Here is a 14,739-nt window from a genome sequence, read left to right on the forward strand (position 1 = left end):
CTGGGCGAACTGTGAGTGAATAGTTAGGAGCTAATCTGAGAAATGCCTAACCCACCATACGATCGAGATTTGCAATTATGGATTGAGCAAACCATTCAACAGTTACAAAATCATGATTTTGAGGCGTTGGATATAGAGCATTTGATTGAAGAACTAGTTGATTTAGCTAAGGCAGAGAAAAACGCGCTCAAAAGCAATCTGACAATTTTGTTGGCGCATTTACTCAAATCAAGACTTGGGCATGATGTCCCCGATAGCATGAAAGGAAGCTGGTATAGCTCAATACTTGAACATCGTCAGCGAGTTCTGAATAATTTAGCAGATACTCCTTCTCTAAAAAGTTTTCTGGTAGAGGTAGTGGAAAAAGCCTACCCAGATGCTCGCAAGCTAGCCATTAAAGAAGGTAAGTTGGCTAAGTTTGGGATTCAGATACCCCAGGAAAGTGAGTATCCCACAGTTTGTCCTTTTTCCATTGAGCAGATTTTAGATGAGGATTTTTACGGGCTGTAGAAAATTGCTTCTGCTGTCATATTGCTTTACATCTAGATGGATAGACAGCTTGACCGAAAGGTTCTACAATCTGACTGATTGCGGTAAATTTACCTATTGCCCAATCCATATAACCATAGTAAAGATTTTCCAGTGATTCCGTTTGATTGCAGAAGCACTAAATTAATATAGGAAAGTCTTTGAGTAAAGGGCAGCAGACAAATGGATGTAAAGCTGATTCTAGCTGGATTAACAGTTATATTTACGCTTTCGTGCTTATTTTTTGGCACGAAAAATGGATTCTATGATTCAGATGATTATCACGGTAACGGCTCCGCACATTGAGATAAGTCTGTAGACCCTTTGGCGACTTGCTGTAGGGTGAGTTGACTAAAAATAGCTCAGAACTTGCAAAGGGAAAAAACAAGAGCCAGACTCCTTAACTTACTAGCTTGATGGCTTTTCGTTAGCCCACCTTTCCGAACCAGTGCGGGTTCGTGGAGGCGTCCTCCCCAATCAAAAATCTGTATTCTCAGGGTGTAGGGGCGCACGATAAAACTTACCCCTAAGTCACAAAACCAAAATTTGTGTAACTTTTGGCTTTTGGGATATGTCCATGATGATGAGGTTTGAGGGGAGGAGAGCATGAGGGATAATCTGTCGGCATCCTCTCGCGTAGATGCTACGGAAGCGGGTAGTGAATTAGAATGTTTGCCCTATAGTGTCCAGCATGACAATGAGGGCGTGTGTTTATTGGTGAAAATGGGCCCACACCGCATTCTGTTGGACTGTGGTTTTGAGGATATTTCATCGCTGGCTAAGGGGCTTACTAAATCGGGACGTGGAACTAGTTCGCCCCTACCAGCAGATTTAGTTTTGATTAGTCACGCTCACCCAGATCATTCCAAAGGCTTACTGGCGCTGCATAAAGCTTTTCCCAAATTACCTATTTATGGTAGTGAGGTGACTAGCAAGTTACTGCCACTGAATTGGCTAGACGAAGACCCTGAGAAAATTTCCCAATTTTGTCATGCATTGCCATTGCGATCGCCTGTAGAATTCCAAGATGGTTTGGTGGCAGAATTATTTCCCGCAGGGCATTTACCAGGGGCAGTAGCAATTCTCCTGACCTACACCACCCAGCAGCGTAGTTACAAGCTACTGTATACAGGGGACTTTTTCTTATCAAACTCCCGACTAGTAGAAGGTTTGCGTTTAGAAGAACTGCGGGGCTTAGACTTGGATGTGCTAATCATTGAAGGTAGTTATGGCACATCGCGTCATCCTCACCGCCGCAACCAAGAAAATCAACTAGCCGAGCGAATTAATCGAGCGATCGCTGAGCATTGTTCTGTAATTCTTCCCACCCCAGCTTTAGGATTGGGTCAAGAATTATTAATGCTCTTGCGATCGCATCACCACTTCACCGGACGAGATTTAGATATCTGGGTAGATGGTGCTGTCGCCACTGGGTGTGATGCATATCTTGAACTGCTATCCCATCTCCCCCCATCGGTGCAGAACTTCGCCCGCCATCAACCCTTGTTTTGGGATGAACGGGTACGTCCCCGCGTGCGTCGTTTACAACCAGAACATCGTTCCACAGTGGGCAAGTCACCTTGTATTGTCCTCACCGACTCGACAGCTGATTTAGGCGAACACTGCCAATTAGACACCGGCCCTTGGCTGATTCTCCTACCAGAAAAAATTGATATAAAAGTTAACAAAGAATATTTAGCACCCACAACTGTCGAAAGCTATCTTTTAGCTCAACATAGTGATGGCCCTGGTACTACGCAGCTAATTCATAATTTGCGACCCCAGCACGTCGTTTTTGTCCACGGTTCTCCTGCCTACTTGGCAGACCTCACTAGCTTAGAGGAGTTGCAAAACCGCTACCACGTACATTCACCGGCGGCTGATACCTTAGTAGAACTGCCCATCGGCGACACATTTTTACAACCGGCAGCACCTGAGACTAACTACGAAGGCGAGCTGACAGAGTTGGGAACACTAATCACAATCACCCTACCCAATGTGATTACTGCCGATCCGCGTTGGCGGCAATTTGCCGATACTGGTTTAATCGAAGCTCGTTGGCAAGGGGAAGAATTAGTATTAAGGGGATTGTCTCAACGAGAACTGCTCAACCAAAACAGCGATCGCTATACATGGACAGATGTAGACTGTTGTGGTAATTGCCGACATCAAAGGGGGCAGCGGTGTTGGAACCCAGCTTCCCCGTTGTATAACTTTAAGGTAACTCTCGAAGGTTACTGTCCTGCCTTTGAACGCTTATCTAATCCTGAGTCCTGAATGCTTAATGCTGAGTTAGGATTTGTTACTCAGCACTGGGCACTCAGCACTGAATTATTCTGGATTCGAGTCAGTGTAACGGTTATGGATACGCTCTGCTTCGGGACAATCTTCAGTCATCAGAGGTTCTACATTACCGCGCGGTACTGAAGCCAATTTTTGCGTTACAGCACCAATGCTCTCGAGGCGAACCATTTCTTCCCAAGAACAAACTTCGTCCTCTTCTTCTGTTTCATAGCGTAGGGTCACTAAATCTCCCTCTATGTCTATGATGCGGGCGCGTTCAATCCAGCGTTGCTGGTCCCGCAAGAAAACACATACCTCGCGCCCATCGCAACACAGTTGATAAATCTTGCGGTGTAGCATGTACTGTTTCTGCCTTTTTAAACAACGTAGTTAAACCTGTCAAAATCTGGGTTCTACCCCATTACATTACACCTTTAAGAGGTTAATTTCACTGTTCAGAACAAGTACGCTTCATAACCCAATCCCAAGATTTGATTCTAGTTGTCAAAATATCAGGATAATGTTGGGTCATAAATCAGATGCTCTACCAATGAACTCAATTTCTCTCCGGCTTATTCTAGGGAATGTCTGCTTCTATAGAAGTCAGACAATTCGGTACCTGTCCTAATCAGGTTTATATTTGTTGGTGAGTCATTCCTACCATTATGTAATAAAGAATACTCCAAAACAATCGTTGATTGCGGTTGTTTAACTTGCCTACTTTTAATCATTGGCATTACTGGGAAGTCCGGGGACTTGGCTTTACTTTTACCCACTTGTATCTGATCTTAACTCATTCTCTTGCTGACCTTGATGCTTTTCAACAACAACACCCAAATAGTTTTGAGTTTTTCAGGTTTTTGTCTGAAAAAAGGCAACAGCGTAAGGGAAGAGGTAGAGGGAAAAGACCATGAGAAAATTTTACTCCAGAAGTCTCAGGAGGATTTATGTGGTAAAGGAAATTCTATAAGCACGTTCGACGAGGATGCTTCTCGTTTAATTTTTCCTGCGCGAACTGCATCGTATAGGGCTGCGAGTTCTGGCAAATCCTCTGCCTGATAGCATTTAGTGGCTAGCACCTGCTGGAGTAAACCCTCAGATTCAACACTAAGATATCCCGTTTGGAAAGCAGATGCGATAATTGTGCGAATCATCTTGGTTAAGGCAGAGTGAGCAAATTATTAGGTCTAGTGTGAAACATTTTTCTCTGTTACTAATTGATATGAAACATTAATACTGTGTGATTAGTATTACGCTCAATCAGTGATTTACATCACAATATGATTTTTCGATACTCCGTCTATTAATATACAGAGATAAAAATGCAGAGGAATTTTCAGTATCAATGTTGAGAAGCTGAATGTTTTAACAAAATTAAAATACAACAATCAATTTTTTCGACAAGCATCCACAAAATACAATCAAGCATCAGCAATCAAGCAAAAAACTGGCGGAAATCTTCATCTTTTTGACTTAATTGCACCCAGTCTAAGTTTAAAGACTGGAATTTTTGCACCAAGCGATCGCAAGCCGGACGTTCGGTAGCGTAATGTCCAGCATCGATTAAAATGAGATTGCGATCGCGACTTTCTTGAAACTGATGAAATTTACAATCAGAAGTCAGATAAGCTTGAGCGCCAGTTTTGACGACGGCTGAAATGTAACTAGCCCCCGAACCACCCAAAACCGCAACTCGTGAAATTGTTTGCTGTAAATCAGCACTTGGGGAAAAAATCAAATTAGGGGGAGCAAGTCGGGTTTGAATGGTGGCGAGTAATTTTTGTAATGTCAGAAATGGCTCTAGCAAACCAACACGGCCATATCCTAATCCTCCTTGTGTAAGTACTATGGGAGTAACTTCTTTGAGTTCTAAAATCTGAGCCAAAACGTCAGCAGTTCCATCTTGCACTTGGTCAAAGTTCGTGTGAGCAGTGTAAATACCAATATTATGGGTAAAGGCTAACCGTACCATTTCAGCGATCGCTTCACCAGTGCGTAAAGATTTGAGGGGATTAAAAATCAAGGGGTGATGGGCAAATATTAGATTAGCATTTTCTGCGATCGCTTCCTCCATTACCGCCAAAGTCGGTGTCAAGCACACCAAAACCCGTGTTTCTTCCTGCAAAACTCCTGGTTCAATTTGCCAGCCACAATTATCCCAACTTTCACACCAAGCGGGATTAGCCCATGCTTCAAACCAATTAATTAAATCAGCAATTTTCATAATTATTTTCTTCAGCAATTTTTAATTGCTAATCAGCGTCTCTGTGGTTGAATATTTAATTTTAATGCTAATTGCTGGCGCATTTCCTGGAAAGGTTTATTCCATACAGGGCTAGCATTCCAGTTCCATACTGCTACTGGAATAAGTTCTTCTTCAGCAAGATAAGTTAGCAGACGGTATTCATCTTCTGGTTCACGAGAAAAGATAAAGGGGTTGCGGTAGCCCGTCTCACACAGTTTATAAGATACGACCTGACCATGATTAATACGTTGTAAAAGTTCCTTACCTTTGACGAGCAAATAATCCAAAAATACCAGACTAAAAGGTTCTATATGTGCGCGTTTTTGTGGCTCTTTTTGTACCCATCTTGCCCAGTCAAATCCATAGATAAAATCATGAACGTAACGGAAGCGTATTTCCGTGTGATTTCCGAACAGTTCTGTCAGACAAACCATCTTTTCACCAAAAACTTTTAAGAAAGGAATAGCGCCTTCATCTGCATTTAAAGCCTGTCTAAGCATACTACTTACCAGAAAATCAAAATCCCAAAATATGTTTTCTGGAAAATTTTTTATTTGAGTACGGACTATGCTTTCGAGAGTTTCTTGAATAGTTGTGATAATTTGAATGTCGGTATTTTGTTCCGCAATCAAATTTCCCAATTCTGCAAAGCTGGTAATTAATGTTTTTTGGGGACTAAGTGACAATAAGTTCACAGACTGCTGGGCAAGGATTTCATCAATAAGTTGAAAAGTATTAGTTGGTGTTAGTTCTTGCTTCATAGTAATAGTAATAGCCCAGACAGCTTACACTAAATATTAGTGTATATCGGCATAAGCGGATTCTTTAATAATCACAAATAAACTTAACTTTTTGATTTACAAATATATACGAAATATTTAATGCATATCTGGTTAGTTTTGCATCAATAATTGTGATGATAAATTTATCAAGGCGATATTTTTTTAATGCATATCACCGTGATTTTAGGAGATTATATCCAAAAGGTAGATAGTATAACCAGAGTATTTAAACTCTACAAAAGCACACTTTCAATAAAACTTGAGAATCGGCTATCCAGAAATGTGAACAACCAATTCTCTAGAATGACTGCGTTGGCGGTGTTCCCAAATATAAATTCCCTGCCAAGTTCCTAGTACTAGGTGGCCGCGATTAATGGGGATATGTTCGGAAGTGTGGGTGAGTGCAGTACGGATATGTGCTGGCATATCATCGGGGCCTTCTGCATCATGGATATATTTGCCTGATTCTGGCACGAGTTTTGACATAAAATTCGCTAGATCCACAAGAACATCAGGATCGGCATTTTCTTGGATCACTAAACTGGCTGAAGTATGGCGCAAAAATAAAGTACAAAGACCAGTTTCAACTCCAGATTCTGCAACTGCGGCTGCAATTGTTGCGGTGATGTTGTAAAAAGATTTGCTAGTGGTAGAAATTTTTAGTAACTTTTGGTAGTGAGTCATTTAAAACAGTAATTATTGATGACAATAAAAGCTAGTTAGCAGTTCAATCTGCTTGATTTGGATATTGTTTTGTCGTCAGTTGAGCGCTAGATTGGGTATAGTTATTATAAATCTTTTTCAAGTCAGCTAACATCTGTAAATTGTATTCTTAAGACGTAGATTTATTTATCTATGGTTGGAGATAGCATTACAGCCTTGATGTTGTTTTGAACAACTTTATTTTGTCTGTAAATAATTGATCACAGCTTTAGCGATCGCTTCATTACCATCCTTAGCAATTGGTTGAGATTGCTTTGGAGGTTGGGGTAACTCATGGAGAAAATTCCAAGTCCCTTGAAAAAACTCAGATGGGGTGATGATTTGATGCTGATTATAATTAGTTATGCCTTCTACTATAAAAGTTGCTTCGGCAAAGTCTTCACGCGGTATAGTGACAATTGGTAATCCTAGTATTGTGGCTTCCGAAAAAGTACTATAACCAGGTTTAGAGACGACTCGCCCACAAATAGGCATAAAATCTACAGGGCGGTATTTACGGTCATTAATTTTCACTAAATTAGGTAAATCAGGAGCAGATTGATCGAATACGATAAATTGCCAATCTGGAAATCGCTGTAGGTTATTATAAGGAATTTGCTGTAAACCCAACCCACCGAAGGTCAACAAAATAGTTTTTTCGACTGGTGTAGTTATTCTCCACAGAGAACGTAAATCATCAGCAGAGTGACGGGGGGAACCGCCTGTTAAGCCGACATCTGTGATATTGTTAAAGGCTGGCATTGGTTCGTGGAAAGGGAGACGAAACAAGCGATCGCACTTTGCATACCAATCACTAATCCAATCTGCAACTGCGGTAAATTCACCTCCCCAATCTCGGTAGATAAAGTCCCAGCCAAAGTTACTCATCATCCAGCAGGGAATATTTGCCGCTTTGGCAAACCCAGGAGCGAGGAAGGGAATATCTGCCAAGATAAGATTAACGCGATTTTGGCGGATAAAATTTACTTCTGAGGCAATCAGCGAATTTTGATGCTTCTTAATATCCAGCAACTTTTCTAAAGTCGCTACTTTATCCATTATCAAACTATCTGTTTGCACCACACCCAAATCAAATGCACGAGGACGATAGATAAAATCGCCTTCTATATAGCACTCTAGCAACCAGCGTGGGGCAGTACTTACCACAATTAGCAGAACTTCTGGACATAATTTTTGAATTGTTGCGGCTACAGAAGCCGTGCGGGTAGCATGACCAAAGCCGTGGTTAGTTATAGCTAAGTATAAGATTGGGCGTTCCATTTTTAAGTTAGGAGTTATTCCATTTTGGATTTTAGATTTTAGATTTTGGATTGACGTAAAAATCTAAAATCTGCATAGTTAGGAGTGAAAATTATAATTTTCACTCACATTTATAACTTACAATTACTAACTTTTAACTAATTTTACAAAAACTTTGAATCGCCTCAATCAATAAGTCGATTTCCGATTCTAAAGTAAAGTAATGAACGGTAACACGTATACAGCTAGGATCGGCAATTGTCCGAGTTAATATCCTTTGTGAGTCTAAAAATTGCACCAACTTCAAATGAGCTTGAGGTTGATTATTGTCAAATTGAAAGGAGACTATACCGCTTTCAGGTGGAGAAGTTCGCAAACATTTAATATCAGGTAACGCCGTCAATTGTCGCCAGAGGTACTCACTGTTATGGCAAATTTGCTCGTAACGTTCCTGTGACGTTCCCCATTGTTGATGAATTGCGATCGCTTCCTTTAACCCAAGATACAACGGATAAGATAATGTAGAAACCTCGTATCGTCGCCCATCTGGCAGCCAATCCACAGGCTGAGATTGACTATCCACAACAATGCCATTCAAGCCAATAAAGGTAGGTTTCAGGCTTTCTCGTGCTTCTGGTCGGACATACAAGCCACCAGCACCGGCAGGGCCACATAACCATTTGTGACCAGTGAAAGCATAAAAATCTACTCCCAATTCAGTCAAGTTTAAAGGCAATAAACCAGCAGATTGGGCAGCATCTATCAGTAAAAAAGAATGATTCTTTCTGCATACTTCGGCAATTTTATCAAGAGGTAAAACTTGACCAGTATTCCAGAAAACATGACTCAAGATCGCAAGACGGGTATTGGGACGTAAATGCTGGACAATAACTTCTACCGGATCGCCCTCATTTAAAGTCGCTTTTAGGGGACACGTGGTAACTTCCACAGCGAATCTCCGCGAGATTTCTTGGGCTGTGGCAATCACGCCTGGATGTTCGCAGTCTGAGAGTAGCAAATGATCGCCAGCACGCCATTCGATGCCCCACATGGCGATATTACAGCCAACAGTGACATTTTGGGTGAGAGTAATTGTTTCAGATGGTGCATGAAATTCGGAAGCGATCACAACTCTAGCAGCTTGAGTCTGAGGCGCTATCCAGCTATACGCCTCATTACCAAAAGGGCCTATTTCTTGAACATAAGCTTGAGTTTGGGCGATCGCATCCATTGCCCTTTGGGGCATCGGTCCTTGTCCTCCATAGTTAAAATAAGCCTTGTTCGCTAAAGCAGGAAATTGCTCTCGATGCAGCTTGATTGGTGATGTAGAAATACTAGTCATAATTCACAAGGGATATCTGCTGTTTGCAGGTTATTGATATTCAAAAGTATTTGCACTTTGTGATAAAAGCGATGAAATTAATTTAAGTCCTCACTGCTAAATTTCATCTCGTAATCAGTAACGATAAATGTTCTGTGACTTTATGTGCTAAATTCTGGGCTGTTTGAGAAGTAATCAAATGGTGTTTGAACTCTGAGACATGATGCCACGGATTAGCCTTGCGGTCTGGATCGGACTCGTAACGGGGGAAGAGATGCCAATGAATATGTGGCTCACCATTTCCATAACAGGCATAATTCATTTTCCACGGATTAAAAGCGTTAACAAGAGCTTTTCCTGCCAGCATCACCTCTTGAAATAGGGCAGACTGGATACCTGGGGGAAGTTCATGCAACTCTCGAATATGTTGTTTTAGAAGAATGAGGGAATATCCGCGATGAAATTGATGATCGCCAATCACAAAGATTGAATGCTCGAATTCGTGGATAAAGTAGGGATTCTGACCGTTTTTCCAGAGTGTGACACGCTCACAGATGAGACACGGTTTATTCATGTTGTTCTGTCATGTACCCTTGTAATAATGGACAAACCGTGGTTTTGTTACTCTCCCTGTTGTAATTTAGGAGAAAAGCAAACGTTTATGCTGTTTACGCCAATAGGTAGCTGTTGACAGTATAAAATAAACAGCAAATTAAGCGTGGATTTGTTGGCGTAGCCCACCGTACCCCTACGGGAAGGCAAGCTACGCGTAGCGTCTGTCTACGACACGCTGCGCGAACGCAGAGAAGGTATCGCCACTTCTAAATTTTAATTGTCACAGTTACTCCCAGATTTTGCTAATTCTTGTTAACTTAAAAGGATGCTAATCAATGCTGAACTCCTACTGCAATACCAACGCTGTAAACGCCGACCTTTTCTAGATATCCACGGTGACAAAAGTCAGCGCGATGCCCCCAATGAGTTGCTAAGGAAACTGCAACAGGACAAAATCGCTCATCAGTTGAGTATTTTGACAAAGGTGACTTATCACCAACCAGATTATTCTTATGGAAACTGGGAAAAGGCAGAGAAGGCAACTTTAGAATTGATGCAGCAGGGAGTTGAGTACATCTATAAAGGAGTACTGTTAGCAACTTATTCCGAAGCAGACACTCTGCTAAGTCGTCCAGATTTACTCGTGAAACAACCAGGACAATCCCATTTTGGAGATTGGATCTATATCCCGGCGAATATTGAACTGGGTAAGCGCCCTAAGCAAGAATATCAGGTTGTCGCTGCATTTCATGCCCAAGTGTTGGCAACAGTTCAGGGAGTTGCACCTGAAACAGCTTCGCTCGTATTACGAACCAAAAATAAGAATTATGCAGTGGATCTGTGCAAATGGACACCACGGATGCAGCAGATTCTGGAGGAATTTATTCAAGTTTTAGAGTCACCGAATCCGCCAGAGGTGTTTATTTCTCGCCAAAAGTGCAATTTTTGCCATTGGTATAGTGAATGTTATGCGATCGCTCAATCTGAAAAACATCTCTCACTGCTACCAGGAGTAACACCCCTTCGCTACACTCAACTCCAAGCCTTAGACATTACCACACTGGAATCTCTTGCTAACACCAGTCCCAGCAGCTTAGAAAAGCTACTTGGTTTCGACAGCGAAGTAGCGCCCAAATTGGTAGTGCAAGCTCAATCTGCACTAGAAAAACGGCCATTAATTTTACCATATCCGCTACCAACACAAGATATTACATTTACAGCACCTATAGAGCTTTATTTTGATATTGAAGCCCAGCCAGACTTAGATTTAGATTATCTCTTAGGAGTTTTGGTTGTTAATAGACAAAATAATACAGAACAATTTTATTCCTTTTTAGCAGACAAACCAGAAGACGAAGAATTAGTTTGGCAGCAATTTTTAGATTTGGTTTGGCAATATCCCGAAGCGCCAATTTATCATTTTTGTGTCTACGAGTTTGATACAGTCAAACGGTTAGCAAAACTTTACGGTACTCCACACTCCTTAGTGCGTCCTGTACTGAATCGATTTGTGGATGTGTATGAACAATTAACCCAAAGTGTAGCATTACCGGTAGAAAGCTATGCCTTGAAAGCGATCGCTCGTTGGATAGGATTTGATTGGCGTGATAAAGAAGCCAGTGGTGCTAAATGTATTTACTGGTACGATCAATGGTTAGAAACAGGCGATCGCACCTTATTAGAAATTATCCAACGCTACAACGAAGATGATTGCCGCGCTACCCATAAAGTGAAAGATTGGCTTGTCAACTTTTTTCAAGATGAATATGGTTTGCAACTTGCTTAATGAATGTTGACTAATGATTACTCAATACTATTTTGTTTATGATTTTAAAAATTTAGCAATAGTTTTCCATGCGGTTACTTAAAAAAATATTTGTATTTCCACGAATTCTTTACTTTCTCATCCCGATTCTAATTATTAGTGTCGTATTCACAAACTTACCGTCAAATGGTGTTGAAGTCAGGAGTATAGAATTTATCGGGGAAGCCACCTTACCCAAAGGTTTAATTTTAAAAAAAACTGAAGTTGGAGGTTTATCTGGAATTACATATAATGCCAAAGATAACCTGTATTACGCTATTTCCGATGATCGTGGACAAAAAGCTGCCGCTCGTTTCTACACATTAAAAATCGATTTGAGCAAAGGTTTACTACAAAAAGATGGAATTACCCCAGTCAGTGTCACCACATTAATAAATGAAAATGGTCAAACATTTCGCCCTGGTGAAACTGATACAGAAGGTATTGCCTTAACTAATAAAGGAACTGTGTTTATTTCTTCTGAAGGCAATGCTGCAAAATTAATCAATCCTTTTATTAAAGAGTTCTCACTATCTTCTGGCAAGGAAATTGTAGCACTCCCCATCCCAAACAAATTTTTGCCAGATAAAACTAGTCAACAAGGGATTCGCAACAATTTTGCTTTTGAAAGCCTCACCATCACACCTGATAAAAAGCATCTATTCACAGCCACCGAAAATGCTCTAATTCAAGATGGTGTCGCAGCTAAACCTAACATCGGTAGTCCTTGCCGCATTTTGCAATACAACTTGCTCAACAACCAGCCAGAAAAGGAATTTCTTTACCAAACTGAACCAGTTGCACCATTTTTGAATCTGATTGGCAAATTCGCTAGTGGATTACCCGATTTTCTTGCTCTCGATAATCAAGGACACTTCTTAAGTTTAGAAAGGTCTTTTACTGGTTTAGGATTTGCGATTTCCTTATTTCAGGTTTCTTTAGAAGAAGCTGATGATATTCATAATATTGATAGCCTTTTAGCAGTTGACTCCAAAAATATTAAACCTATTAAGAAAAAACTGCTGTTAGATTTGAGAAAACTAGATGTACTGCTAGACAACATCGAAGGCTTAACTCTTGGCCCAAAACTACCGGATGGTCAACAATCATTAATTCTTATCAGTGATAACAATTTTAACTCCTTACAACGCACCCAAATACTGGCCTTTAAAATTAAAATTGAAAATCCACTTATTAGATTATTACGCCGTTTCATCCCAAATTTTAACCTTTAACCGTATAGAAATAAAAGTGCATAGGCGTAGCCCGTTGTAGACATCGCCGCTTGCTTGACTTCTATTTAGTTATTTTTGATTATTCCTGTGTATTCACGGAATCTACTAAGTAACTTTATCTAGCTTATTTATAGTTTACGTGTAATTTCTCAACCGTATTCCTTAATAAATATGTTACACAATGTTTAGCAGTTTTTGCAGAGAGCTTAAGCATCTTTCTAGCATATAATTAATTTTCTCAAAGTTCAGATATTTCTTAAATTTCAATTTAATAATTAGCTAGACTGAATTAAAGTATTTTGCCAATAACATTTTTTATAAATGATTTTTATGCCAGAAAAAAAAATTGAGAGTATGGTAGGGCAAAAAGCAGAATTAGACGATTACATCGGACACTTTTTAAACAATCGCTATTTAATCAGAGATTTGATTGGCAAAGGGGGAATGGGTAGAGTTTATCTAGCAGAAGATACTGCTAAAGGCGGTATGCCGATCGCAATCAAAATCCTATCACTCAGTTTGTCAAACCAACAAATGTCCCAACGTTTTGCCAGAGAAATTTTTATTGGCGCTCAATTGGGTCGCAAAAGTAAACATATTGTTCGCATTTTAAGTTATGGAGTTACTGAGGATAAAACTCCATTTTATGTAATGGAATACCTCCAAGGAAAAAATCTCAAACAAATTCTGAAAATTCAGCCCTTAACAATATCGAAGTTTTTAGAAATTTGTAATCAAATTTGTTTAGGCTTACAATGTGCCCACCAAGGTATCAGTCTTAAAGGAGAGATTTATCCTATCGTTCACAGAGATATTAAACCAGAAAATATATTTATTGCTGAAGATAGTAAAAAAGGTGAAATTGTTAAAATACTAGATTTTGGTATTGCCAAGTTTTTAACAGAGCGAAGTGGAATGACCCTAACAGATTCTTTTATTGGCAGTTTGCCTTACTGTTCTCCAGAACACATGGAAGGGCGTAAACTGCTAGATGTACGCTCTGATATTTATAGTTTGGGAGTATTAATGTTTGAGATGCTGACCGGGAAACACCCATTTCAAACAAAAAGTAACTCCTTTGGTACTTGGTATCAAGCCCATCGCTTTCAAATGCCACCTACAGTTGAAGAAGTAAATCCGCAAGTTAAAATACCAGAAATATTAGAAAAAATATTGATGAGTTGTTTAGCTAAAGAAGTAAGCGATCGCCCTCAGAATATCAACCAAATATTAGAAGATTTAGAAAAAGTTAATGTTCAAGTTAATAATGTTATTTATAGTGATAATACCGACATTATTAAAGCCTCACTTCCAGTTCAATTAGTACCCGCAACTTTACTATCAGAAAAAGAGTGTTTGCAGAAAAATTGGCCTAAAAATAAACCAATTGCGCCAATTGGATTTCCCCATTTACTACAGACTCCTAAAAAACCTATACCAACTTTTTGGGCAATGTTGCCCAAACAAGAGATTGCAAAATTTTTGGATAAAATACACAGTACTGAATTTATTAGTAAAATGAATGTGTACCCGATGCTACTGTGGGTAACAGTACTATATGACGCCCAACCTTCTACAACTAAGTGGCTACCTTATTTTCTGGATCTAAAAGATAATAAGAGTCAAAATATAGCGCGTAGTTTAGCAGAAGTAGGCTACTATCATTTACTATTTTTTCCGTTAGAAGATCCAACTCATTGCTCTCATGTAACGACTTTAAATCTCACAGCTAAACAGCGTCAACAACTTATAGATTGGTTAGATATGAGTCAACAGTCAAATGAATTAATTTTGCCTAGTCAAGCCAAAAATATTCTAAAAATAGAGTACGAAAAGCTAAAGTTAGACATATTACGAAACTTAGCCACACATCAAAAATCTGAGACAGATGGTTTAAAAATTTGGATGACTAAATTCTTGGAAATGTTTTTGAAATTGCTATTGCATCGTTGAAGGTCTGCCATCAAAGTCAAAATGCTTACCACCATTATCTAATAATAGTTTTATGTGTTTATTGCTAACTT

Annotated in this window: 13 protein-coding genes; 5 read left to right on the top strand and 8 right to left on the bottom strand. The window is 39.8% G+C overall.

The window, feature by feature from the left end:
* Positions 1-42: 42 nt before the first annotated feature.
* Entirely contained in the window at positions 43-510 is a 468-nt protein-coding gene (locus tag V7K44_RS20380; RefSeq protein WP_334933755.1) for a DUF29 domain-containing protein, read from the top strand.
* Positions 511-1,134: 624 nt separating this feature from the next.
* Positions 1,135-2,805 (top strand): MBL fold metallo-hydrolase, encoded by a 1,671-nt coding sequence (locus V7K44_RS20385; protein ID WP_334933757.1) that lies wholly within the window; start codon positions 1,135-1,137, stop codon positions 2,803-2,805.
* A gap of 54 nt (positions 2,806-2,859) precedes the next feature.
* On the opposite strand, the gene V7K44_RS20390 is transcribed toward V7K44_RS20385, so the two are convergent.
* From V7K44_RS20390 to V7K44_RS20425, 8 genes are all read right to left on the bottom strand, one after another.
* On the bottom strand, positions 2,860-3,171 hold the full coding sequence (locus V7K44_RS20390; RefSeq protein WP_012408115.1) for a DUF6679 family protein: 312 nt from the start codon (positions 3,169-3,171) through the stop codon (positions 2,860-2,862).
* 575 nt (positions 3,172-3,746) lie between these two features.
* Positions 3,747-3,965, bottom strand: coding sequence for a hypothetical protein (locus tag V7K44_RS20395; RefSeq protein WP_334933759.1), 219 nt, complete (start codon positions 3,963-3,965; stop codon positions 3,747-3,749).
* A gap of 281 nt (positions 3,966-4,246) precedes the next feature.
* Complete coding sequence (locus V7K44_RS20400) at positions 4,247-5,035, bottom strand: Nif3-like dinuclear metal center hexameric protein (protein WP_334933761.1); 789 nt, start codon at positions 5,033-5,035, stop codon at positions 4,247-4,249.
* A gap of 32 nt (positions 5,036-5,067) precedes the next feature.
* On the bottom strand, positions 5,068-5,817 hold the full coding sequence (locus V7K44_RS20405) for a hypothetical protein (protein WP_334933764.1): 750 nt from the start codon (positions 5,815-5,817) through the stop codon (positions 5,068-5,070).
* A 291-nt stretch (positions 5,818-6,108) separates the two neighbouring features.
* Positions 6,109-6,522, bottom strand: coding sequence for a secondary thiamine-phosphate synthase enzyme YjbQ (locus V7K44_RS20410; RefSeq protein ID WP_334933766.1), 414 nt, complete (start codon positions 6,520-6,522; stop codon positions 6,109-6,111).
* 216 nt (positions 6,523-6,738) lie between these two features.
* The gene (locus V7K44_RS20415; protein ID WP_334933768.1) at positions 6,739-7,821 is read right to left on the bottom strand and encodes a glycosyl transferase; all 1,083 of its coding nucleotides are present in this window, start codon (positions 7,819-7,821) and stop codon (positions 6,739-6,741) included.
* Positions 7,822-7,954: 133 nt separating this feature from the next.
* Entirely contained in the window at positions 7,955-9,142 is a 1,188-nt protein-coding gene (locus V7K44_RS20420; protein ID WP_334933770.1) for an aminotransferase class V-fold PLP-dependent enzyme, read from the bottom strand.
* A 103-nt stretch (positions 9,143-9,245) separates the two neighbouring features.
* Positions 9,246-9,695, bottom strand: coding sequence for an HIT family protein (locus V7K44_RS20425; protein WP_334933772.1), 450 nt, complete (start codon positions 9,693-9,695; stop codon positions 9,246-9,248).
* A 306-nt stretch (positions 9,696-10,001) separates the two neighbouring features.
* Here V7K44_RS20425 and V7K44_RS20430 point away from each other — a divergent pair, with 306 nt between their 5' ends.
* The 3 genes from V7K44_RS20430 (at position 10,002) to V7K44_RS20440 (ending at position 14,668) form a co-directional block, all read left to right on the top strand.
* Entirely contained in the window at positions 10,002-11,462 is a 1,461-nt protein-coding gene (locus V7K44_RS20430) for a TM0106 family RecB-like putative nuclease (protein WP_334933774.1), read from the top strand.
* Between the two features lie 68 nt (positions 11,463-11,530).
* Positions 11,531-12,715, top strand: coding sequence for an esterase-like activity of phytase family protein (locus V7K44_RS20435; RefSeq protein WP_334933776.1), 1,185 nt, complete (start codon positions 11,531-11,533; stop codon positions 12,713-12,715).
* Positions 12,716-13,045: 330 nt separating this feature from the next.
* Positions 13,046-14,668, top strand: a complete 1,623-nt coding sequence (locus tag V7K44_RS20440; protein ID WP_334933778.1) for a serine/threonine protein kinase — start codon at positions 13,046-13,048, stop codon at positions 14,666-14,668.
* Positions 14,669-14,739 lie beyond the last annotated feature (71 nt).

Origin of the sequence: Nostoc sp., from assembly GCF_036917235.1 — a bacterium.
Lineage (GTDB): Bacteria > Cyanobacteriota > Cyanobacteriia > Cyanobacteriales > Nostocaceae > Nostoc.

Bases quoted from the DNA above. Each gene is read 5' to 3' on its own strand.
- V7K44_RS20420 (WP_334933770.1), bottom strand. From the start codon at position 9,142: ATGACTAGTATTTCTACATCACCAATCAAGCTGCATCGAGAGCAATTT.
- V7K44_RS20390 (WP_012408115.1), bottom strand. From the start codon at position 3,171: ATGCTACACCGCAAGATTTATCAACTGTGTTGCGATGGGCGCGAGGTA.
- V7K44_RS20385 (WP_334933757.1), top strand. From the start codon at position 1,135: ATGAGGGATAATCTGTCGGCATCCTCTCGCGTAGATGCTACGGAAGCG.
- V7K44_RS20440 (WP_334933778.1), top strand. From the start codon at position 13,046: ATGCCAGAAAAAAAAATTGAGAGTATGGTAGGGCAAAAAGCAGAATTA.
- V7K44_RS20380 (WP_334933755.1), top strand. From the start codon at position 43: ATGCCTAACCCACCATACGATCGAGATTTGCAATTATGGATTGAGCAA.
- V7K44_RS20400 (WP_334933761.1), bottom strand. From the start codon at position 5,035: ATGAAAATTGCTGATTTAATTAATTGGTTTGAAGCATGGGCTAATCCC.
- V7K44_RS20410 (WP_334933766.1), bottom strand. From the start codon at position 6,522: ATGACTCACTACCAAAAGTTACTAAAAATTTCTACCACTAGCAAATCT.
- V7K44_RS20425 (WP_334933772.1), bottom strand. From the start codon at position 9,695: ATGAATAAACCGTGTCTCATCTGTGAGCGTGTCACACTCTGGAAAAAC.
- V7K44_RS20435 (WP_334933776.1), top strand. From the start codon at position 11,531: ATGCGGTTACTTAAAAAAATATTTGTATTTCCACGAATTCTTTACTTT.
- V7K44_RS20405 (WP_334933764.1), bottom strand. From the start codon at position 5,817: ATGAAGCAAGAACTAACACCAACTAATACTTTTCAACTTATTGATGAA.
- V7K44_RS20395 (WP_334933759.1), bottom strand. From the start codon at position 3,965: ATGATTCGCACAATTATCGCATCTGCTTTCCAAACGGGATATCTTAGT.
- V7K44_RS20430 (WP_334933774.1), top strand. From the start codon at position 10,002: ATGCTAATCAATGCTGAACTCCTACTGCAATACCAACGCTGTAAACGC.
- V7K44_RS20415 (WP_334933768.1), bottom strand. From the start codon at position 7,821: ATGGAACGCCCAATCTTATACTTAGCTATAACTAACCACGGCTTTGGT.